This is a genomic window from Microbacterium marinilacus (assembly GCF_019753765.1).
GTDB lineage: Bacteria > Actinomycetota > Actinomycetes > Actinomycetales > Microbacteriaceae > Microbacterium > Microbacterium marinilacus.
On sequence record NZ_JAIJZW010000004.1, the window covers coordinates 285,718 to 307,354 of the forward strand.

The following is a 21,637-nucleotide window of genomic DNA, read 5'->3' on the forward strand; positions in this document are numbered from 1 at the left end:
ACGTGCCGCTCGCGACGGGGTCGCTCGCTTCAGGCCACTGAGGACGAGGATTGACGGGCACTGTCGCAGAACTTCCGATCCATGCGTCGGCGCCCCCGGGTTCGATGCCAGACTACGCGGGCTGCAGGCCGATCGCGACATCCGACGGGCGCACCGGCGCCGGGAGCGCCGTGTCACCCATGAGGAACGCGTCGACCTCCGCGGCCACGGAACGGCCCTCGGCGATCGCCCACACGATGAGCGACTGACCGCGACCCGCGTCGCCGGCGACGAAGACGCCGGGCGCCGTCGACTGGAAGGCGGCGTCGCGCTCGATGGCGCCGCGCGGGGTGAAGCCCGCCTGCAGCTGCGCCTCGAGCGCTTCGCGCTCCGGGCCGGTGAAGCCCATCGCGATCAGCACGAGGTCGGCGGGGATCTCCCGCTCGGTGCCGGCCTTCGGCACGCGGCGGCCGTCGACGAACTCGGTCTCGGCCACGACCAGCGCGCGCACCTCACCCGCGCCGTTGCCGACGAACTCGACGGTCGAGGCGAGGAACTGCCGCTCGCCGCCCTCCTCGTGAGCGGACGAGACCTCGAACACGGTCGGCGTCATCGGCCAGGGCTGGTGCTCGGGGCGGTCCTCCCCCGGTCGCTTCCCGATCGCGAGGTTCGTGACGCTGAGCGCGCCCTGACGGTGCGCGGTGCCGATGCAGTCGGCGCCGGTGTCGCCGCCACCGATCACGACGACGTGCTTGCCTTCGGCGCTGATCTGGTTCGGCACCTGGTCACCGGCTGTCGCCTTGTTCGACTCGACGAGGTACTCCATCGCGAAGTGGACGCCGGCGAGGTCGCGGCCCGGGATGGGCAGGTCGCGCGGCAGGGTCGCGCCCGTGGCGACCACCACGGCGTCGTAGCGCGCGCGCAGGTCGTTCCACGCGATGTCCTTGCCGATCGCGACGCCCGCCCGGAACCGGGTGCCCTCGTCCTGCATCTGGCGGAGACGCCCCTCGAGGTGGCGCTTCTCCATCTTGAAGTCGGGGATGCCGTAGCGCAGCAGGCCGCCGATGCGGTCGTCGCGCTCGTAGACGGCGACCGTGTGGCCCGCGCGCGTGAGCTGCTGCGCCGCGGCCAGGCCGGCGGGGCCCGAGCCCACGACGGCGACCGTCTTGCCGGTCAGGCGTGCCGGCGGCTTCGGCTCGACCCAGCCGTTCGCGAACGCCTCGTCGATCGTCGAGACCTCGATCTGCTTGATCGTCACCGGCGGCTGGTTGATGCCCAGCACACACGCGCTCTCGCACGGCGCCGGGCACAGCCGACCCGTGATCTCCGGGAAGTTGTTGGTGGCGTGGAGGCGCTCGATCGCCGCCCGTCCCTCGCCCCGCCAGTTGAGGTCGTTCCACTCGGGGATCAGGTTGCCCAGCGGGCAGCCCTGGTGGCAGAACGGCACGCCGCAGTCCATGCAGCGCCCCGCCTGGCGACGGAGCACGGCCGAGTCTCCGGGCTCGTACACCTCCCGCCAGTCCATGATGCGCACGGGCACGGGACGACGGGCGGGAAGCTCCCGCTCCGTCACCTTCAGAAAGCCCTTGGGATCAGCCACCGGTCACCTCCAGGATGCGGGTCCAGACGACGTCGCCGTCGGGGTCGAGCCCCTCCGCGACCGCCTCCTGGCGGGTCTGCAGCACGGCGGCGTAGTCGCGCGGAAGCACCCGCACGAAGTTCGCCACCTCGTCGTCGAAGTCGTCGAGCAGGCGCGCGGCCAGCTCCGACCCCGTCTGCGCCACGTGCTGCTCGAGCAGGTCACGCAGGATCTCGGCGTCGCCCGACCCGAGCTCGGTGAGCGTGAGCTCTCCCGAGGCGAGCGACTCGCGGTTCACCAGATCGGTGTTGAGGCGGTGCACATAGGCGGTGCCGCCCGACATGCCCGCGCCGAGGTTGCGACCGGTGCGACCGAGGATGACGGCCAGGCCACCGGTCATGTATTCGAGCGCGTGGTCGCCCACCCCCTCGACGACGGCGGTCGCGCCGGAGTTGCGCACGAAGAAGCGCTCCCCCACGACGCCGCGCAGGAACATCGTCCCCTGCGTCGCCCCGTAGCCGATGACGTTGCCGGCGATGACGTTCTCGGACGCGTCGAACGTCGCTCCCCGCGGCGGACGGATCACGATCTGGCCGCCCGAGAGGCCCTTGCCGACGTAGTCGTTCGAGTCGCCCTCCAGTCGCAGCGTGATGCCGTTGGGCAGGAACGCTCCGAACGACTGGCCTGCCGAGCCGGTGAGCGTGATGTCGATCGACCCGGCGGGCAGGCCGTGCTCGCCGCGCGCCTTGGTGACGTGATGGCCCAGCATGGTCCCGACCGCGCGCGCGGTGTTGCGCACCGGCATCGAGACCTTCAGCGTGCCGCCGACCTCGATGACCTCGCGCGCCTGCTCGATGAGCGGCACGTCGAAGTGGTCCTCGAGCTCGTGCGCCTGCTCCCGGGCGTGGCGTCGCGGCTCCTCGTCGGCGAAACGCGGACCCTCCAGGATCGGCGACAGGTCGAGGCCCTCGGCCTTCCAGTGCGTGATCGCGTCGTCGACGTCGAGCAGCTCGGCGTGGCCGATGGCCTCGTCCAGCGAGCGGAAGCCGAGCTCGGCGAGGTACTCGCGCACCTCCTGGGCGATGAACTCCATGAAGTTCACGACGTGGTCGGCCTTGCCCGTGAAGCGCGAGCGCAGCAGCGGGTTCTGCGTGGCCACGCCGACGGGGCAGGTGTCGAGGTGGCAGACGCGCATCATGATGCAGCCCTCCACCACGAGCGGTGCCGTGGCGAAGCCGAACTCCTCGGCTCCCAGCAGCGCGCCGATCAGGACGTCGCGTCCGCTCTTCAGCTGCCCGTCGACCTGGACCACCACGCGGTCGCGCATGCCGTTCAACATCAGCGTCTGCTGGGTCTCGGCGAGGCCGAGCTCCCACGGCGTGCCCGCGTGCTTCAGCGAGTTCAGCGGGCTCGCGCCCGTTCCGCCGTCATGTCCCGAGACGAGGATGACGTCGCTGAGCGCCTTCGCGACTCCCGCGGCGACGGCCCCGATGCCCGCCTGGCTCACGAGCTTGGTGTGGATCCGCGCCGACGGGTTCGCCCGCTTCAGGTCGAAGATCAGCTGCTTGAGGTCCTCGATCGAGTAGATGTCGTGGTGGGGCGGCGGCGAGATCAGCCCGACGCCGGCGGTCGCGTGACGCGTGCGCGCGACCCACGGGTACACCTTGCCGGGAGGCAGCTGGCCGCCCTCGCCCGGCTTGGCGCCCTGCGCGAGCTTGATCTGGATGTCCTCCGCCTGGGTCAGGTAGAGGCTCGTGACGCCGAAGCGGCCCGAGGCGACCTGCTTGATCGCGCTGCGACGCTCCGGGTCGAGGAGCCGGTCGACGTCCTCGCCGCCTTCGCCGGTGTTCGACTTCGCGCCGAGCCGGTTCATGGCGATGGCGAGCGTCTCATGCGCCTCGCGCGAGATGGAGCCGTAGCTCATCGCACCTGTGGAGAAGCGCTTGACGATCGACGAGATCGGCTCGACCTCGTCGAGGGGCACGGGCTGGCGCACGTCGGTGCGCAGGCGGAACATGCCGCGCAGCGTCTTGAGCTGGGCCGCCTGATCGTCGACCAGGCGCGTGTACTCCCGGAAGATGTCGTAGCGACGGGTGCGGGTGGAGTGCTGCAGCCGGAAGACGGTCTCGGGGTTGAACAGGTGGGGCGAGCCGTCGCGTCGCCACTGGTACTCGCCTCCCGTCCAGAGTCGCTCGTGCGTGCGCGGGGCGCGGTCCTCGGGATAGGCGAAGGCGTGGCGGGCGGCGTTCTCGGTCGCGATCTCGTCGAGGCCGATGCCGCCGAGCTTCGTCTCCGTGCCGGTGAAGTACGCGTCCACGAGGTCCTGGGCGAGGCCCACCGCCTCGAACACCTGCGCACCGGCGTACGAGGACACCGTCGAGATGCCCATCTTGGACATGATCTTGAGCACGCCCTTGCCGAGTGCGTAGATCAGGTTCTTCACGGCCTTCTGCGGCGTCAGGCCCTGGATGGTGCCGGCGCGGACGAGGTTCTCGACGGTCTCCATCGCGAGGTACGGGTTCACCGCCGAGGCGCCGTAGCCGATCAGCGTCGCGACGTGATGGACCTCGCGCACGTCCCCCGCCTCGACGACGAGACCGACCTTCATGCGGGTCTCGTTGCGGATCAGGTGGTGGTGGATCGCCGAGAGCATCAGCAGCGAGGGGATCGGGGCGAGGTCCTGGTTGGAGTCGCGATCGCTGAGCACGACGAACTCGACGCCGTCCTCGATCGCGTTGTCGACCTCGCGGCACATCTGCGCGAGCCGCTTCTCGAGGCCCTTCCGGCCGGCGGCGACGCGGTACAGCCCGCGGATCGTGACGGACGAACGCCCCGGCAGCGACGTGTGGATGTGCTGGATCTTCGCCAGCTCGTCGTTGTCGATGACCGGGAAGTCCAGCCCGACGGTGCGCGCGTGGGCGGCGCCCCAGTCGAGCAGGTTCGCCTCGGGGCCGAGCCCCAGTCGGAGGCTCGTCACGACCTCCTCGCGGATCGAGTCGAGCGGCGGGTTCGTCACCTGCGCGAACTGCTGCGTGAAGTAGTCGAACAGCAGGCGCGGGCGCTCGCTCAACACCGCGATGGGCGTGTCGGACCCCATCGCACCGAGCGGCTCCGCGCCCGTGCGACCCATCGGGGTCAGGAGGATGCGCACCTCCTCCTCGGTGTAGCCGAAGGTGCGCAGGCGCCGGTTGATGGACGCGACGGGGTGCACGATGTGCTCGCGCTCGGGCAGGTCGGCCAGTCGCACGGTGCCCTTGTCGAGCCACTCCTGCCAAGGGTGCATGGTCGCCAGCTCGCGCTTGACCTCGTCGTCCGAGATGATCCGGCCCTCGGCGGTGTCGACCACGAACATGCGGCCGGGCAGGAGACGCCCGCGACGCTCGATGCGCTCGGGCTCGAAGTCGAGCACGCCGGTCTCGCTGCCGATCACGACGAGGCCGTCCTTGGTCACGGTCCATCGCCCGGGCCGCAGGCCGTTGCGGTCGAGCATGCCGCCGACGACCGTGCCGTCGGTGAAGATCAGCGACGCGGGGCCGTCCCAGGGCTCCATCTGCAGCGAGTGGTACTCGTAGAACGCGCGCAGGTCGGGATCGATGTCCGCCTGCTTCTCGTACGCCTCCGGCACCATCATGAGCATGGCGTGGGGCATGCTGCGCCCCGTCAGCGTCAGCAGCTCGAGCACCTCGTCGAAGGACGCCGAGTCGCTCTGCTCGTCGGTCGTGATCGGCAGCAGCGGGCGGATGTCGCCCAGCAGGTCGGACGCGAGCTGCGACTGGCGGGCGCGCATCCAGTTGCGGTTGCCGCCGACGGTGTTGATCTCGCCGTTGTGGGCGAGCATGCGCAGCGGCTGCGCGAGCGGCCACGACGGGAAGGTGTTCGTCGAGTAGCGGCTGTGCACGACGGCGAGCTCGGTGACGAAGCGCTCGTCCTGCAGGTCGGGGTAGAACGGCTCGAGCTGCAGGGTGGTGACCATGCCCTTGTAGCCGAGCGTCCGGCTCGAGAGCGACACGAAGTAGGCGTCCAGCTCGTGCTGGGCCCGCTTGCGCAGACGGTAGACCCTGCGGTCCAGTTCGATGCCGGAGAGGGCCGGCTCGTCGCCCTGGGCGGGGCGGGAGACGAAGAGCTGCTCGAACGCGGGCCGGGCCTCGAAGGCGAGCTTGCCGAGGTTCTCGTCGTCCGTCGGGACGTCGCGCCAGCCGAGGACCGTCAGCCCCTCGCTCGCCGCGACGCTCTCGATCGACGCCTTCATGGCGGAACGCGCCTCGGGCTCGCGCGGGAGGAACATCATGCCGGCCGCGTACTCGCCCACGGCCGGCAGCTCGAAGCCGACGACCGCGCGCAGGAACGCGTCCGGCATCTGGGTCAGGATGCCCGCGCCGTCACCGGTGCCGGCGTCGGAGCCGATCGCACCACGGTGCTCGAGATTGCGAAGGGCGGTCAGGGCCAGGTCGACGATGTCGTGACCGGCCTCGCCGCGCAGCGTGGCGACCATCGCGAGGCCGCAGGCGTCCTTCTCGAAGCGCGGGTTGTACAGTCCCTGCTTCGGGGGATACGCACCGGACGCGCCGTACGGAGGCTGGAAATACATGACTACCGTCCTATGGATCAGAAGGAAGATCGGGGCGTCGTCGACCCAGGAGAGCCCGTCACCTACGGCGCGATCCGCCTCGTGTCCTCTCCGAAAGGACAGCAGGGGCGTTCTGCGATCGACCGATCACAGGTGATCGTTGCGCTTGTGGCGACGGTGCTTATTCGACCTTGGCCGGGCCGGCCGCGGTCTTCTCGACGTCCGACGCAGCGGGGTCGCTGACGTCGACGAAGTCGGTGGGGTCCTCCGATTGTAGCGCCTCGGCGCCGGCCGGCAGACGACCGGGGACGTAGGGCGAGGGCTCGATGCCCGTGTGGCGTCGCTGCACCACGAGGATCGCGATCGCGACGGCGATGCCGAGCAGCGCCGCCCAGACGTTGGTGCGCAGGCCGAGGTAGATCTCGCTCGGGTCGATGCGGATGGTCTCCCAGACCACGCGGCCCGCGCTGTACCAGATGAGGTAGACGGCGAAGAGGCGTCCCCACTGCATCGTGATGCGTCGCCCGAGCCAGAGCAGGACGAGCACGCCGAGGACGTTCCAGATGACCTCGTAGAGGAACGTGGGGTGGAACAGGGTGCCCTCCGGCAGGCCGAGCGGGCGCGCCGCGTTGTCCTCGTCGATCTCGAGGCCCCAGGGCAGGTCGGTGGGCCAGCCGTACAGCTCCTGGTTGAACCAGTTGCCGAAGCGGCCGATCGCCTGCGCCAGCAGGAGGCCGGGGGCGAGCGCATCGGCGAACGTCCAGAACCGCACGCCGGTCCAGCGGCAGCCGAGCCAGGCGCCGATCGCGCCGCCGATGAGGGCGCCGAAGATGGCGATCCCGCCCTCCCAGATGCGGAACACGGCCAGGATGTCCTTGCCCTCGCCGAAGTAGAAGCCCGGGTGGGTGAGGACGTGGAAGATGCGCGCGCCGATGATCGCGAGCGGCACTGCCAGCAGCGCGATGTCGATCACGACCCACGGCTCGGCACCCCGCCGGGTGAGGCGACGATTCGTCAGGATCGTCGCGACGACGATGCCCGCGATGATGCACAGCGCGTAGATGTGGATGCGCAGCGGGCCGACGTCGAAGTAGCTGACCGGCGGGCTCGGGATCGACGCGAGCAGGATCGACAGAGAAGTCACGACCGCGATTCTAGTCCGCGCTGGGGCGGCGACCGGCTCACTCGAGTCGTCGCAGGGGTCGCCATCAGGGTGCGCGGACCGCGGCGAGGAACAGCGGCCAGCCGGTCTCGTCGTGCGAGACGGTGAACAGGAAGGGCCGATCGAAGGCGAGCTCTTGCCCGACGAGCGCCGACGACTCGGTCATGCCGAGCTCCGTGACCGCCGCGGCGACGGTGCCGGCCTCGTCGACGCTCAGCACCGCCTGCTGCACCGCCTGGTCCACGCAGAGGTCGCCCGGCGCGAGCGCGATGCCGGACAGGTCGGCGCTTCCCGACGTGCACGGCAGGCTGCCGAGGCCGAGCTCGGGCAGCAGAGGGAGAAGGTCGGTCTTCGCGTCGCCGATGTCGAGAACCGGCAGGGAGAGGGCGATCGGCTCCGGAGCCGCGTCGTCGAGGGCGGTCGCGAGCTCTCCGAGGAGCTCGCCCGTCGCGGTCGCGGGGTCCGTGCCCTCCGGCGGCAGCAGGATGTCGGCGTGCAGCGCCTCGTCGTAGGGCAGCCGGACGGCCCGCCAGCCATCGCGCTCGGCAGAGGCGAACGATACCTGGGAGGAGCTCATCGTGTCGACCTCGCTCCTCGTCCCGTCGGCGAGCGTGAAGCCCTGGGGCGCTGTCGCACCCTCGTCGAAAGGCGCCTTCCAGGCGGCGGCGAGCAGCACCGCGTCCTGGAGCACGATGCGGAGCTGGGGGTCGGGCTCGATGGCCGACTGCTCGATGAGTCCGCCGGTGTGCTCGCGCACCCATGCGTCGAGCGCGGCCTTGCCCTCCTCGCCGCCGAGGTCGACCTGCTGCGACCCCGCGTCGAACGTGTCGGCCAGCGCCGCGAGGAAGTCGTCGCGCACCTCGAAGCCCTCGTCCACGACCACCTGGCTCGCGAGGTGCAGGAGGGGGCGCTCCGGGAGCTCGTCCGCTGCGACGGCGGACGGATCGCCGTCGAGAGCCGACAGCGCGCCGCGCACGGCGGCGAACGCATCGCGGCGCCCGTCGCCCGTCGCACCCAGCACCGACTCGAGCTCGGCGAGCGTCGCGCCCCGTGCGCCGTCGGCGAGCATCGACAAGGCCGTCGCGAGGCCGGCCGGCGAGAGCACCACGTTGCCGTCGGGATCGGCCAGCGCCAGGGTCTTGGCGCCGAGCTCGCGCGCCGCGGCAACGGCCTGCGGCAGCTCGACGGCGTCCGAGATCGACACGGCGCGCGCGGAGACTCCCTCCGCACGGATCACGTGGTCGTCGGGCGACGGCGTCGCGCACGAGGCCAGCGAGGCGGTCAGGACGAGTGCGGCGGCGCCGCCGATCCAGCGGGAGGGGCTCATGCCCAAGAGTGTCGGCGGCCGTGGGATCGTCTCACCCGGATCCCGCCGGGCGTCAGCGGCGTGTGCCGGCGGCGAGCTCACGCGTGGTCCGGGCGAGCTGCTCGAGCCCGCCGTCGCGGAGCGCTCGGACGAGAGCGGTGCCGACGATCGCTCCGTCCGCGTACTCCAGCACGCTCGCGATCTGCTCGGCCGTGGAGATGCCGATGCCGACGCACGAGCGGACCGCGCCGTGCGCACGAAGGCGCTCGACCAGGGTGCGGGCCGCCGCGTCGAGCTGCGCCCGCTCGCCCGTGATGCCCATGGTGGAGACCGTGTAGACGAAGCCGGTCGTGTTGCGGATCACGAGATCGAGCCGCTCGTCGCTCGACGTCGGGGCCGCGAGGAACACGCGGTCGAGGCCGGCCCGCTCGCTGGCCGCGATCCACTCGGGAGCCGCGTCCGGGGTGATGTCGGGCGTGATGAGACCGGCTCCCCCGGCGGCGACCAGGTCGTCCGCATAACGATCGACGCCGTACTGCACCACGGGGTTCCAGTAGGTCATCACCAGCACCGGCACGTCCACGCGCCGTGTGATCTCCCGCAGCGCGGCGAACAGATCGCTCGTGCGGAAGCCGGCGGCCAGCGCCGCCTGCGTCGCCTCCTGGATGATCGGGCCGTCCATGACCGGATCGCTGTAGGGCGGGCCGAGCTCGATGACGTCCACGCCGTTCTCGGCGAGCGTGACGGCGGCGTCGATGCTCGTCTGCAGATCGGGGTAGCCCACCGGGAGGTAGCCGACGAAGGCGCCGCGGCCGTCCGCGTGGGCTCGGGCGATGGCCCGCTCGACCGTCATGCGCGGTCCTCCTCGTCGTCGTAGAGATCGAAGTACCGGGCGGCGGTGTCCATGTCCTTGTCTCCGCGGCCGGAGAGGCAGATGGCCAGCACCGCGTCGGGCCCGAGCTCGCGCCCGACCCGCAGGGCGCCTGCCAGAGCGTGGGCGGACTCGATGGCGGGGATGATGCCCTCCGTGCGGCTCAGCAGGCGCAGCGCCTGCATGGCCTCGTCGTCGGTGGCGGGGATGTACTCCGCGCGGCCGATCGAGGCGAGCCACGAGTGCTCGGGACCGACGCCCGGGTAGTCCAGACCCGCCGAGATCGAGTGCGACTCGACCGTCTGGCCGTCCTCGTCCTGCAGCACGTAGGTGCGCGAGCCGTGCAGCACGCCCGGGCGGCCGCGCTCGATCGAGGCGGCATGGCGCGGCGTGTCGACGCCGTCGCCGGCGGCCTCCACGCCGTACAGCTTCACCGCCGCGTCGTCGAGGAAGGCGTCGAACATGCCGATCGCGTTCGACCCGCCGCCGACGCACGCGAAGACGGCGTCCGGAAGCCGTCCGATGCGCTCGAGCAGCTGGGCCCGCGCCTCCTCGCCGATGATCCGCTGGAAGTCGCGGACCATGGCCGGGAACGGGTGCGGGCCCGCTGCCGTGCCGAAGATGTAGTTGGTGGTCTCGACGCTCGCGACCCAGTCCCGATACGCCTCGTTGATCGCGTCCTTCAAGGTGCGCGACCCGGTCGTGACCGGCACCACCTCCGCGCCGAGCAGGCGCATGCGGGCGACGTTCAACGCCTGCCGCTCGGTGTCGACCTCGCCCATGTAGATCGTGCACTCCATGCCGAACAGCGCGGCGGCCGTCGCGGTGGCGACGCCGTGCTGGCCGGCACCGGTCTCGGCGATGACGCGGGTCTTGCCGAGGCGACGGGTGAGCAGCGCCTGACCGAGGACGTTGTTGATCTTGTGCGACCCGGTGTGGTTGAGGTCCTCCCGCTTGAGGAAGATGCGGGCGCCGCCCGCGTGCTCGGCGAAGCGGGGCACCTCCGTCAGGGCCGACGCGCGACCGGCGTAGTCGACGAGCAGTCCGGCCAGCTCGTCGCGGAAGGCCGGGTCGGCCATCGCGTCGGAGTGGGCCTGGGCGAGCTCGTCGATCGCGGCGACGAGCGACTCCGGCATGAACCGGCCGCCGAAGTCGCCGAAGAACGGACCCTGCTGGTCCCGCAGGCTCGTGGTCTCGGTCATGTCTCCTCCTGGGAAGCGTCGTCCTGGCCGGCCTCGAGGAACGAGGCGAGCGTGGCCACGGGGTCCCCGGTCACGAGAGCCTCGCCGATGAGCACCGCGTCTGCGCCGGCCGCGCGGTAGTGCGCGACGTCCGCCGGCCGGAGCACGGCCGACTCCGCGACCTTGATCGCCCCGGACGGGATGTCGTCGACCAACCGTCCGAACAGGTCGCGGTCGAGCTCGAACGTCGACAGATCGCGGGCGTTGACGCCGATGAGCTCGGCGCCCAGGCTCGCTGCGCGAGCGACCTCGTCCGCCGAGTGCGCCTCGACGAGGGGGGTCATCCCCAGCTGACGCACGAGCCCGTAGAGCTCGGCGAGAAGCGGCTGCTCCAGCGCCGCGACGATGAGGAGCACGAGGTCCGCCCCGGCAGCTCGCGCCTCGAGCACCTGATAGGGCGTCGCGACGAAGTCCTTGCGGAGCACGGGCAGCGAGACCGCGGAGCGCACTGCGGCGAGGTCGTCGAGACTGCCCTTGAACCGGCGCTGCTCCGTGAGCACGCTGATGACGGACGCCCCACCCTCCTCGTACAGGCGCGCCTGCAGAGCGGGGTCGGGGATCGCCGCGAGGTCGCCTCGCGAAGGGCTCGCGCGCTTCACCTCGGCGATGATGCGCACACCCGCAGTCGGCGCCAGGGCGGCGATCGCGTCCCGCGCGGGCGGCTGAGCCAGCGCGATCCGCTCGACCTCGTCCAGGGGACGGCTCCGTCGGCGGCTCTCCGCGTCCTCGACCGCTCCCGCCGTGAGGTCGGCGAGCAGCATCAGTGCGCCTTGGTGAGGTACTTGGATCCGTTCACGCCGTAGCCGGCCTTCGACATGACCCAGCCCACGATGGGTCCGAGCACGAGGATGCCGACGGCGACCCAGAACACCGGCCACGAGTCGACGAACAGCGCGACGGTACCGACCGAGATCGCGACCAGCATGATGATCACCGTCGTCCAGGCAGCGGGCGAGTGTCCGTGACCGGGCTCGTCGATCTGGTTGCTCATCTCGTGTGTTCTCCTTCGATGCGGGGGACGCCGCCCAGTCTATCGGGAGCGCTCGGCGTTCTGCCGCGCGCCGACCGGCCGGCGGGACACGGCGACGGCGTCGGGTCAGCGCGTGGGGTCGTCCCCGCGCGAGAGGTCGTCCCACGAGTCGACAGCGTCGAGGGGCCCCGCCTGCTCCTGCGCCGCGGTGGTCGTGCCGGTCGCGAAGCGCCGTCCGCCCCGCGCCCACGTGTGGGCCGTGGCGAGCACGACGAGTCCCGCGACCGCGAGCACCGCCGCCGCGGCGAGCGTGACGAGCGGCCAGGGCGTCGGCGAGATGCCGGACACGACCGCCTCGGCCGCCTCGACGCCTGCGAGCCCGGTGCGCTCCGCCACCGCTGCAGCCACGGAGGCCACCGGGGGGTCGACGACCATCGGCGCCGAGAGCCAGCCCAGCACCGCCGCCACCACCACCGCGAGCCCGCCCAGGACGTAGCGCAGCACGCGGCCCACGAGCGTCAGGACGAGGCCGAGCGCCAGCGCGGTGAGCGTCAGCGGCTGCAGAACGGGGATGGCCGTGGCCCCGGACACGTCGAGGTCTCCGTCGGCGAGCCGAGCGACGGCCCAGGTCTGCGTCGAGCCGATGAGCGCGACGGCGCCCGCCGCGAGGATCGTCACGACCGCCAGCGGGCGCATCCGTGCGGCGCGACTCTGCCCGGACGGCGTCATCCGGCTGCCTTCGTGTCGCCGCCGAGATCGGCGGCGACCGCGTGGAGGTCGTCGGCGTCGAAACAGGTGCGCGTGCCGGTGTGGCACGCGGGGCCCGTCTGCTCGACCTGCAGCAGCACCGCGTCGCCGTCGCAGTCGAGGCGTGCGCCGACCACGCGCTGGACGTTGCCGGACGTGTCGCCCTTCCGCCAGTACTCCTGCCGGGAACGCGACCAGTACGTGACCCGGCCGGTGGTCAGAGTGCGGCGGAGCGCCTCGGCGTCGAGCCACGCCATCATCAGCACCTCGCGCGTGTCCCACTGCTGCACGATCGCGGGGACGAGGCCGTCGCCGTTGAACGCGACGCGCGCGATGCGCGCCTCCACGTCCTCCTGCGGGCGCGGTGTCGTCGACTCATCGCTCATCGTGCCTCGATCCCGTCCGCGCGCAGCGCGCGCTTCACATCCGCGATGGTGAGCTGCCCGGAGTGGAACACGCTGGCCGCCAGAACGGCATCGGCGCCGGCGCGCACGGCGGGCCCGAAGTGCTGCGGAGCGCCCGCGCCGCCGGAGGCGATGACGGGCACGGCGGAGACGTCGCGCATCAGCTCGATCAGCTCGATGTCGAAGCCCTGGCGCGTGCCGTCCGCGTCGATCGAATTGACCAGCAGCTCGCCGGCGCCGCGCTCGATCGCCTCGCGCGCCCAAGCGAGCGCGTCGAGGTCGGTCTCGGTGCGGCCTCCGTGCGTCGTCACGACGAAGCCGGAGTCCGTGCGGGGCGAGCGCTTGACGTCGAGCGAGAGCACGAGGGCCTGAGCGCCGAACCGGTCGGCGATCTCGCCGAGGAGGTCGGGGCGGGCGATGGCCGCCGAGTTGACCCCCACCTTGTCGGCGCCGACGCCCTGGAGCCGGGCGACGTCGTCGGCGGTGCGCACGCCTCCCCCGACGGTCAGGGGGATGAAGACCTCCTCCGCGGTGCGCCTGACGACGTCGTACATCGTCGCCCGCTCGTCCACCGTCGCGGTCACGTCGAGGAAGGTGAGCTCGTCCGCCCCCTGCTCGTAGTAAGAGCGGGCCAGCTCGACGGGGTCGCCCATCTCGCGGAGGTTCTCGAAGTTCACGCCCTTGACCACCCGACCGGCGGCGACGTCGAGGCACGGGATGATCCGGGTCACGACGGACACGCCGATCACAGCCTCGCGTTGTGGATCGCGGTGACGAGGATCGCGCGCGCGCCGAGCCCGTACAGGTCGTCCATCACCCGGTTGACGCCCTTCCTGGGCACCATGACGCGCACGGCCACCCACTCGGGGTCGCGCAGCGGCGAGATCGTCGGCGACTCGATGCCGGACGCGATCTCGACCGCACGGTCGACCAGCGCGGCCGGCAGGTCGTAGTCGACCATCACGTACTGGCGCGCGACCATGACGCCGCGCAGGCGGCGAAGGAGCGTCTCCGTGCCCTCCGACTCGTTCGGCCCGGCGATCAGCACCGCCTCCGACTCGAGCAGCACCGGCCCGAAGATCTCCAGCCCCGCCTGGCGCAGGGTGGTGCCCGTCGAGACGACGTCGGCGACCGCGTCGGCCACACCGAGCTGCACGGCCGACTCGACGGCGCCGTCGAGCGGCACGAGGTCCACGGCGATGCCGTGCTCGTCGAGGAACGCGTCGACGAGACCGGGGTACGCCGTGGCCACGCGCACGCCGTCGAGGTCCTCCAGCGTCTGGAAGCGGCCGGGCGGGCCGGCGAAGCGGAACGTCGAGTCGGCGAAACCGAGCGTCTCGATCTCGCGGGCGGGCATCCGCACGTCGAGAAGCAGGTCGCGGCCGGTGATGCCGACGTCGAGCGCGCCGAGGGCGACGTACGTGGCGATGTCACGCGGACGCAGGAAGAAGAACTCGACGTCGTTGGCGGCGTCGATCAGGTGGAGCTGCTTCGAGTCGCGGCGGCCGGCGTAACCGGCCTCCGCGAGCATCTCGGCGGCGGTCTCGGACAGGGAACCCTTGTTGGGGACGGCGATGCGCAGCATGGGGGCTTTCGGGGACGAGGAGTGAGGGTCGAGGCGCGCGTCTACAGATGTCGGTAGACGTCGGCGGGCGTCAGGCCCTTCGCGAGCATCATCACCTGCAGGTGATAGAGCAGCTGCGAGATCTCCTCGGCCGCCTCGGCGTCCGACTGGTACTCGGCGGCCATCCACACCTCGGCGGCCTCCTCGACGATCTTCTTGCCGATCGCATGCACGCCGGCGTCCAGCTGCGCGACGGTGCCCGATCCCTCGGGTCGCGTCTGGGCCTTCTCGCTCAGCTCGGCGAACAGCTCGTCGAAAGTCTTCACGTCTCCAGGCTACCGTCCGGAGAGCACTCCCCCGCTCGCCCAGGCGCGCCGCGCGACCTCAGTGGGCGTGGGCGGCGGCCGCCGCGCGCAGCCCGGCGATCGCGGCGTCGACGTCGGCGGCGCCGTAGACGGCCGACCCGGCGACGAACGTGTCGGCCCCCGCGGCGGCGGCCTCGCCGATCGTGTCGGCGGAGATGCCCCCGTCCACCTGCAGCCAGACATCCGCACCGCGCCGGCGCGTCTCCTCCGCGAGGCGGCGCAGCTTGGGCATGGTGTCGGCGCGGAACGACTGCCCGCCGAAGCCCGGCTCGACGGTCATGACGAGGATCTGGTCGAACTCGTGGAGATGCTCGAACAGCCGATCGACGTCGGTCGCGGGCTTGACGGCGACACCCGCGCGGGCGCCGATGCCGCGCAGCCGTCGGGCGAGCGCCACCGGCTCGGCGGCCGCCTCCAGATGGAACGTCACCGAGGCCGCGCCCAGCTCCGCGTACCCCGGCGCCCAGCGATCCGGGTCGTCGATCATCAGGTGGACGTCGAGCGGCACGGGGCTCGTCGCCTGGACGCGCTCGACCATCTGCGGGCCGAACGTGAGGTTCGGGACGAAGTGGTTGTCCATGACGTCGACGTGCACGAAGTCGGCCGAGGCGATGCGGGCGAGGTCCGCCTGCATGTTCGCGAAGTCGGCCGACAGGATGCTGGGGTTGATGCGCGGGGCGCCGGGCAGGTCCATGGCTTCGATTATCCCGGCCGTCGCACCGCTGTCAGCGCACGCGACGCAGCAGGGCGAGAAACATCGCGTCGGTGCCGTGACGGTGCGGCCACAGCTGGGCGTGTCCGCCGTCCGATGCCGGGGCCGGCAGATCGATCGCACCGCGCGACACGCGGCGCAGCACGGCACGCGCGTCGAGCTCCTCCACCGCGTCGCCGACCTCGTCGCGCACCTGCCCGACGATGGCGGCGGTCTCGGCCAGGTGAGGCGAGCACGTGACGTAGGCGACGACGCCGCCGGGCCGGAGGGCGCCGATCGCCGCGCGCAGCAGCCCTCCCTGCACCTCCGCCAGCTCCGCGACGTCGGACGGCTGCTTGCGCCAGCGCGCCTCGGGGCGCCGCCGCAGCGCACCAAGGCCGGTGCAGGGCGCATCGACGAGGATGCGGTCGAACTCGCCGGGGTGCTCCGCCGTGAGCTCGCGTCCGTCCCGCTCGTGCACCACGACCTCGAGCGGGACCGCCTCGAGGGCCTGGCGCACCAGACCGGCCCGGGCGGGCACGACCTCGTTCGCCTCCAGCACGGCGCCGTGCGCGACGGCCTCCGCGGCGAGCAGCGCGGTCTTGCCGCCGGGCCCGGCGCAGAGGTCGAGCCATCGCTCCCCGGGCTGGACGGGCGCCAGACGGGTGAGCGCGAGGGCGACGAGCTGCGAGCCTTCGTCCTGCACACGCACGGTGCCGCCGGACGCGCGGAGCACCGGCTCCGGATCGCCGCCCGCGAGACGGAAGCCGACGGGCGAGTAGGAGGTGCGGGTGCCCTCGGGCGAGGCGAGGCCCGGCAGCGCGGCGAGCGTCACCCGCGGCGACACGTTGTCGGCGTCGAGGAGATCGTCGAGCTCGTCGGCGCGGCCCTCGGCCGCCAGGGCGCGTCGCAGCGCGCGCACGATCCACACGGGGTGCGAGGCCTCCAGACCGATGCGCTCGTCGTCGGAGCGGGCCGCGCCGGCGACCAGCTCGAGCCACTCGCCGGGGTTGTCGCGGGCGATGCGTCGCAGCACCGCGTTCGCGAATCCGGCTGCGCCGGCTCCGGCGGCCTCGCGGGCGAGGCTCACGGACTCGTTCACCGCCGCATGCGAGGCGACCCGCGTGCCCATCAGCTGGTGGACGCCCAGTCTGAGCGCATCGAGGACCGGCGCGTCGATGGTCTCCGTGGAGCGGTCCGCCGCAGCCTCGATCACGGCGTCGTAGGTGCCGAGGCGGCGGAGTGTGCCGTAGGTCAGCTCGGTCGCGAGGGCCGCGTCGCCGCCGCTCAGCCCGGCCCGCTCGAGCTCGCGGGGAAGGAGGAGGTTCGCGTACGCGTCGGCCTCGCGGACCGCCCGCAGGACGGTGTAGGCCACGCGGCGCGCCGGCTGCACGATCCACGGCCGGTCGGTCGTCCGGCGCGGCTGCCGGTCGCGGCCGCCCGGCGCCGACGCACGCTTCCGGGCGTCGCGCCGCCCGCCGCCCTCGCGATGATCGACCATCAGGCGTCGCCCCCGAGGACGATGTCGCCGCGCACGCCGCGTGCCCAGTCGGACGCCGCCATGGCGGGCTTCCCGGCGGGCTGGACGCGTTCGACGAGCACGGGCCCCGTCGCCGTCCCGACGAGGACGCCGCCCGGGGCGGGAGCCACGGCGCCCGGCGCGAGGGAGGCGGCGTCCGGCGCGGGCCGGGCGCGGAGCACCTTGAACCGTGCGCCGTCGAGCGTGGTGTGCGCGCCCGGCTCCGGCGTGACGCCGCGGTAGCGGTCGAGGAGCCGGTCGGCCGGCTGCTCCCAGTCGAGCAGGCCGTCGTCGATCGTCAGCTTTGCGGCGTGCGAGGGCTCGCCGTGCTGTGGGCGCGCCACCGCGGTGCCCGCGGCGATGCCGTCCACGACGTCGGTCAGAAGGCCGGCGCCGGCATCCGCCAACGCGTCCAGCACCTCGCCCGCCGTGGCGTCGGCGGGGATGTCGTAGCGCAGCTCGGCGAAGACGTCGCCGGCGTCGAGCTCGGGGACGAGCTGGAAGACGGAGGCCCCCGTCGTCCGATCGCCCGCCATCAGCGCCCGCTGCACCGGCGCCGCGCCGCGCCATCGCGGCAGCAGTGAGAAGTGGAGATTGATCCAGCCGTGTGCCGGAAGGGACAGCAGCGGCTCGCGCACCAGGCCGCCGTACGCGACGACGGCGGCGAGGTCGGGTCGAAGCTCGGCGATCCGCTCGGTCGCCTCGGTGTCCAGACGCGCCGCCTTGATCACCGGCAGGCCGAGCTCGTCGGCGGCGAGGGCGACGGGCGACGGCGTCAGGACGCGCTTCCGCCCGAGCGGCGCGTCGGGGCGGGTCACCACCGCGACGACGTCATGGCCGGTCGCGTGCAGAGCGCGCAGCGTCGGGACGGCCACCGACGGCGTCCCGGCGAATGCGATCCGGAGCGGGACGGGTCCTCCGTCAGCGGTCATCGGGATTCCTCGTCTCGCGGGATGTCTGATCGATCGGCCGGGGCGCGGCGGCGCCCGTCACAGCTCCGGCTCGACGATGTCGAGCCTGGCCTGGAGTATATTCCGGGGCGCCCGGGACTTCGCCGGGCCCCGGCGGGACGAGCGTGCCCCCACGGCCTCCGCGACGACCGATGCGCGCAGGCTGCCGGCGACGGCCGCGCCCCGCCCGTACTCGAAGCGCACCAGGGCGCGCGCACCCGGCCATCCCTGCCGATCGACCGGAACGGGGCCGAGAACCGCGTCGGGCGGCAGGTCGGGGATGTCCTCTCGGAGCGTGGCGAGCGCGCGGTCCACGGCGGCGACGTCCCCCTCGAGACGGGCCACCCGCGCGGTCGGTGGCATCCGCAGCGGCGCCCGCTCCCCCAGCTCCGCCCGCGCGTAGGCCCCGTGGGTCCATGTGGCCAGCGCCCGGGCCACGGCGCCCTCGACGCCGACGAGGTGCACCTGTGCGTCCGGCGCGGCCAGGGCCGCCGCGTTGGACCACCACCGCAGGCAGGCCTCGCCGATGCGCAGCTCGGGCGCCTGGAGCATCCGTTCGCCGTCGAGCAGCAGCACGGCACGGTACCCGCCCTCCGCGAGCGGCTCGGCCCCGCGTGTCGCGACGACCAGTGCGGGAGCGTCGTCCACCTCCCGCACCGGATGCGCGCCGTCCGCGACGACCACGCGCACGCCGGGGAAGGCGCGTCCGAGCTCGTCCGCGGTCCGTTCGCTCCCTGACGACGCCAGGCGCACCTTCGGGGATGAGCAGGCCGCGCACGTCCACGCGTGCGCGGCTCTGCCGCACCAGCCGCACACCGGGACGGCGCCGCGGCCCGGCGCGTGCAGCGGCCCGCCGCAATGGCGGCAGCGAGCGGGCGCGCGGCAGTCGGCGCACACGAGCGTGGGGGCGTAACCCGGACGCGCGACCTGCACGAGCACCGGGCCGTGCGCCAGCGCGTCGCGGGCGGCGCGGAACGCGGCCGACGGTATCCGGGCACCGGGGCGCTCGCTGTCGCTCAGGGCGCTGAGCACCACGCGCGGCGTGTATCGGCGGGCCGCGGGCACCTCCTCGACCCAGCCCACGGCGACGAGACGCTCGACGTCCGTCGTGCGGGTGTGCCCGGCCAGCAGCAGCGCGGGCCGCTCCCCCGATGCGGGTTCGGCGACCTCCTGCCGCACCAGCGCCGCGTCGCGGGCGTGGACATACGGCGCGAGCGGCTCGTCCAGCAGCGGATCGCCGTCGTCCCAGATCCCGATCAGGCCGAGACGGGAGACGGGGGCGTACACGGCCGAGCGGTTGCCGATGACCACGCACGGCGCGTCATCAAGCGTCCGGAGGAACCCCCGGTAGCGCTCCGGCCCCGTCTGCGCGGCGTCGTGGCGCACGATCGCGTCGCTCGGCACGGCGTCGGTCAGGGCTCCGTGCAACAGGTCCAGGTCGCGGTGATCCGGCATGGCCAGCACCACGGACCGCCCCGCGGACAGCACGACCGCCGCGGCGGCGGCGAGCAGCGCGGTCCAAGCGGGTCGCCCACCCTCGAGACGGGGCGGCGCGTCCACCGCGACGCGCGCGCCCTCGGTCAGCTTCTCGGCGAGGCCGGGGAAGCCCGCGAGGACGGCCCGCGCTGCATCGACCGCCTCGGCGCCGACCTCCGGGGCGTCCCGCCGCTCAGCGGCGAGCCACTGCTTCTCGACGCGCACCTGGCGTTTCGGGATCGCGAGCCGCAGGATGTCGATGGCAGAGCCGGCCGCACGGTCGGCCACCCGGCGCGCCAGCCCGTACAGCCGCTCGGGCAGCACCTCGGCCGACGACACGACCGCGTCCAGCTCGGACAGCGGACGATCGCCGTCGGACTCCTCGGAGACCTCCACCACGAAGCCGTCGACCACCCGCCCCGCGGTGCGCAGCGGCGCCTTGATCCGCACCCCCGGCACGACGGCCGGGCTGAGCTCGTCCGGGATCGCGTAGTCGAACAGGCGGTCGAGCTGCGGCAGCGGCGAGTCGATCAGCACGCGTGCGACGCGCCGAGACATCCCGACCTCCCCCGGCTCGGCGGCGGTCAGAGCCCCGCCGCGCGACGCAGCTCGTCGACGCGCGAGGTCTGCTCCCAGGTGAAGTCGGGCAGCTCCCGGCCGAAGTGCCCGTATGCGGCGGTCTGCGCATAGATCGGGCGCTTGAGGTCGAGCTGCTCGATGATCGCGGCCGGGCGCAGGTCGAACACCGAGCGGATCGCGTCGGCGATGTCGTCATCCGAGACCGCGCCCGTGCCGAACGACTCGACGTACAGTCCCACGGGGTTCGCCTTGCCGATCGCGTACGCGACCTGCACCTCCAGGCGCTCCGCGAGGCCCGCCGCCACCGCGTTCTTGGCGACCCAGCGCATCGCGTACGCCGCCGAGCGGTCCACCTTCGACGGGTCCTTTCCGCTGAACGCGCCGCCGCCGTGCCGCGCCGCGCCGCCGTACGTGTCGATGATGATCTTGCGACCCGTCAGGCCGGCGTCGCCCTTCGGCCCGCCGGTGACGAACGGACCCGCGGGGTTGATGTAGAGCTTGACGCCGCCGTGGTCGAGGCCCGTCTGCTCGAGCACCGGACGGACCACGCGCGCCTCGATCTCGGCGCGGATCTCCTCCTGGCTCAGCTTCGGGTGATGCTGCGTCGAGACGACGACGGCGTCGACGGTCTTCGGCGAGAAGCCGTCGTAGCCCAGGGTGACCTGGGTCTTGCCGTCCGGGCGGAGGAACGGCATCTCGCCGTTGCGGCGCACCTCCGTGAGGCGCTCCGCGAGGCGGTGCGCCGTCCACGCCGCCATCGGCATGAGCTGCGGCGTCTCGCTCGCGGCGAAGCCGAACATGATGCCCTGGTCGCCCGCTCCGAGCTCGTCGTAGGCGTCGGACGAGCCCTCCCGGGTCTCGAGCGCCTTGTCGACGCCGGCCGCGATGTCGCCCGACTGCTCGCCGACCGAGACGCTGACGCCGCAGGAGTCCCCGTCGAAGCCCATGTCGCTGGACGTGTACCCGATCCGGTTGATGACGCCGCGCACGATCGCGGGGATCTCGACGTATCCGTCGGTGCGGATCTCTCCTGCGACGTGCACCAGGCCGGTCGTCACGAGCGTCTCGACGGCGACCCGGCTCTCGGGGTCGCTCGCCAGCAGTGCGTCGAGGATGCTGTCCGAGATCTGGTCGCAGATCTTGTCGGGATGCCCCTCGGTGACGGACTCCGAGGTGAAAAGACGAAGGCTCATGCGGCTCCTGACGACGGGATCGTGCGGCGAGATCCGGACGGATGGGTGGTCACAGACGAAGGTGGTCGCCATCCATTCTGGAGGCGACCACCGACAGGGGGCGAAGGCGGGAGTCCGCTGGTCGCGGGACCTCCACCCTCATCCCGTCGGGACGGCGGGCACAAGGCCGCTGACCCGAGGATTACTCCGCGTGACGCAGGCGCAGCTTGTCCTGGTGGATCTCGTGCAGCGCGATCGTCAGCGGCTTGTCCTCGACGGACGAGTCGACCAGCGGACCCACGTTGTCGAAGAGGTTCCCCTCGTGGAGATCCGTGTAGTAGTCGTTGATCTGACGGGCGCGCTTCGCGCCGTAGATGACCAGCTGGTACTTCGAGTCGACCTTGTCGAGCAGCTCGTCGATGGGCGGGTCGATGATGCCCTTGTTGTCCGTCGTCATTCGGATCCTCCTGTGTCGTCGCGCGCTCTCCGGTGGCC

19 protein-coding genes are annotated in these 21,637 nt (G+C 72.4%); all 19 read right to left on the reverse strand.

Annotation, left to right across the window (positions count from 1 at the left end; translation table 11 throughout):
- Nucleotides 1-112: 112 nt before the first annotated feature.
- The 19 genes from K5S26_RS09180 to rpoZ all read right to left on the reverse strand — a co-directional run bounded on the left by K5S26_RS09180 (nucleotide 113) and on the right by rpoZ (nucleotide 21,599).
- Nucleotides 113-1,579: a glutamate synthase subunit beta gene (locus tag K5S26_RS09180; RefSeq protein WP_221857668.1), complete on the reverse strand. Its 1,467-nt coding sequence runs from the start codon at nucleotides 1,577-1,579 to the stop codon at nucleotides 113-115.
- A complete protein-coding gene (gene gltB / locus K5S26_RS09185; protein ID WP_221857669.1) occupies nucleotides 1,572-6,146 on the reverse strand; it encodes a glutamate synthase large subunit in 4,575 nt (1,524 codons plus the stop codon). The genes K5S26_RS09180 and gltB overlap by 8 nt, the downstream gene beginning before the upstream one ends.
- A 160-nt stretch (nucleotides 6,147-6,306) precedes the next feature.
- Entirely contained in the window at nucleotides 6,307-7,269 is a 963-nt protein-coding gene (gene lgt, locus K5S26_RS09190; RefSeq protein ID WP_221857670.1) for a prolipoprotein diacylglyceryl transferase, read from the reverse strand.
- 64 nt (nucleotides 7,270-7,333) lie between these two features.
- Entirely contained in the window at nucleotides 7,334-8,614 is a 1,281-nt protein-coding gene (locus tag K5S26_RS09195) for a serpin family protein (protein ID WP_221857671.1), read from the reverse strand.
- A 52-nt stretch (nucleotides 8,615-8,666) separates the two neighbouring features.
- Entirely contained in the window at nucleotides 8,667-9,446 is a 780-nt protein-coding gene (gene trpA, locus K5S26_RS09200; protein WP_221857672.1) for a tryptophan synthase subunit alpha, read from the reverse strand.
- Complete coding sequence (trpB, locus tag K5S26_RS09205; RefSeq protein WP_221857673.1) at nucleotides 9,443-10,666, reverse strand: tryptophan synthase subunit beta; 1,224 nt, start codon at nucleotides 10,664-10,666, stop codon at nucleotides 9,443-9,445. The genes trpA and trpB overlap by 4 nt, the downstream gene beginning before the upstream one ends.
- The gene (gene trpC, locus K5S26_RS09210) at nucleotides 10,663-11,463 is read right to left on the reverse strand and encodes an indole-3-glycerol phosphate synthase TrpC (RefSeq protein WP_221857764.1); all 801 of its coding nucleotides are present in this window, start codon (nucleotides 11,461-11,463) and stop codon (nucleotides 10,663-10,665) included. Before trpC ends, trpB begins: the two co-directional genes overlap by 4 nt.
- Nucleotides 11,464-11,465: 2 nt before the next feature.
- Complete coding sequence (locus K5S26_RS09215; protein WP_221857674.1) at nucleotides 11,466-11,696, reverse strand: HGxxPAAW family protein; 231 nt, start codon at nucleotides 11,694-11,696, stop codon at nucleotides 11,466-11,468.
- Between the two features lie 105 nt (nucleotides 11,697-11,801).
- A complete protein-coding gene (locus K5S26_RS09220) occupies nucleotides 11,802-12,404 on the reverse strand; it encodes a Trp biosynthesis-associated membrane protein (RefSeq protein WP_221857675.1) in 603 nt (200 codons plus the stop codon).
- Nucleotides 12,401-12,808, reverse strand: a complete 408-nt coding sequence (gene hisI, locus K5S26_RS09225) for a phosphoribosyl-AMP cyclohydrolase (RefSeq protein ID WP_221857676.1) — start codon at nucleotides 12,806-12,808, stop codon at nucleotides 12,401-12,403. The genes K5S26_RS09220 and hisI overlap by 4 nt, the downstream gene beginning before the upstream one ends.
- Complete coding sequence (gene hisF / locus K5S26_RS09230) at nucleotides 12,805-13,566, reverse strand: imidazole glycerol phosphate synthase subunit HisF (protein ID WP_221857677.1); 762 nt, start codon at nucleotides 13,564-13,566, stop codon at nucleotides 12,805-12,807. The genes hisI and hisF overlap by 4 nt, the downstream gene beginning before the upstream one ends.
- Before the next feature lie 5 nt (nucleotides 13,567-13,571).
- Nucleotides 13,572-14,411: an ATP phosphoribosyltransferase gene (hisG, locus tag K5S26_RS09235; protein WP_221857678.1), complete on the reverse strand. Its 840-nt coding sequence runs from the start codon at nucleotides 14,409-14,411 to the stop codon at nucleotides 13,572-13,574.
- 41 nt (nucleotides 14,412-14,452) lie between these two features.
- Nucleotides 14,453-14,716 (reverse strand): phosphoribosyl-ATP diphosphatase, encoded by a 264-nt coding sequence (locus K5S26_RS09240; protein ID WP_221857679.1) that lies wholly within the window; start codon nucleotides 14,714-14,716, stop codon nucleotides 14,453-14,455.
- A gap of 58 nt (nucleotides 14,717-14,774) precedes the next feature.
- On the reverse strand, nucleotides 14,775-15,449 hold the full coding sequence (gene rpe / locus K5S26_RS09245) for a ribulose-phosphate 3-epimerase (RefSeq protein WP_221857680.1): 675 nt from the start codon (nucleotides 15,447-15,449) through the stop codon (nucleotides 14,775-14,777).
- Nucleotides 15,450-15,480: 31 nt separating this feature from the next.
- Complete coding sequence (locus K5S26_RS09250; protein ID WP_221857681.1) at nucleotides 15,481-16,947, reverse strand: RsmB/NOP family class I SAM-dependent RNA methyltransferase; 1,467 nt, start codon at nucleotides 16,945-16,947, stop codon at nucleotides 15,481-15,483.
- Nucleotides 16,947-17,897: a methionyl-tRNA formyltransferase gene (fmt, locus tag K5S26_RS09255; protein WP_221857682.1), complete on the reverse strand. Its 951-nt coding sequence runs from the start codon at nucleotides 17,895-17,897 to the stop codon at nucleotides 16,947-16,949. Before fmt ends, K5S26_RS09250 begins: the two co-directional genes overlap by 1 nt.
- A 57-nt stretch (nucleotides 17,898-17,954) precedes the next feature.
- Nucleotides 17,955-19,949, reverse strand: coding sequence for a primosomal protein N' family DNA-binding protein (locus K5S26_RS09260; protein ID WP_221857683.1), 1,995 nt, complete (start codon nucleotides 19,947-19,949; stop codon nucleotides 17,955-17,957).
- Between the two features lie 26 nt (nucleotides 19,950-19,975).
- Nucleotides 19,976-21,163 carry a methionine adenosyltransferase gene (gene metK / locus K5S26_RS09265; RefSeq protein WP_221857684.1) on the reverse strand — a complete coding sequence of 396 codons (1,188 nt, stop codon included), beginning with the start codon at nucleotides 21,161-21,163 and terminating at the stop codon, nucleotides 19,976-19,978.
- Nucleotides 21,164-21,344: 181 nt separating this feature from the next.
- Nucleotides 21,345-21,599: a DNA-directed RNA polymerase subunit omega gene (rpoZ, locus tag K5S26_RS09270; RefSeq protein WP_221857685.1), complete on the reverse strand. Its 255-nt coding sequence runs from the start codon at nucleotides 21,597-21,599 to the stop codon at nucleotides 21,345-21,347.
- Nucleotides 21,600-21,637 lie beyond the last annotated feature (38 nt).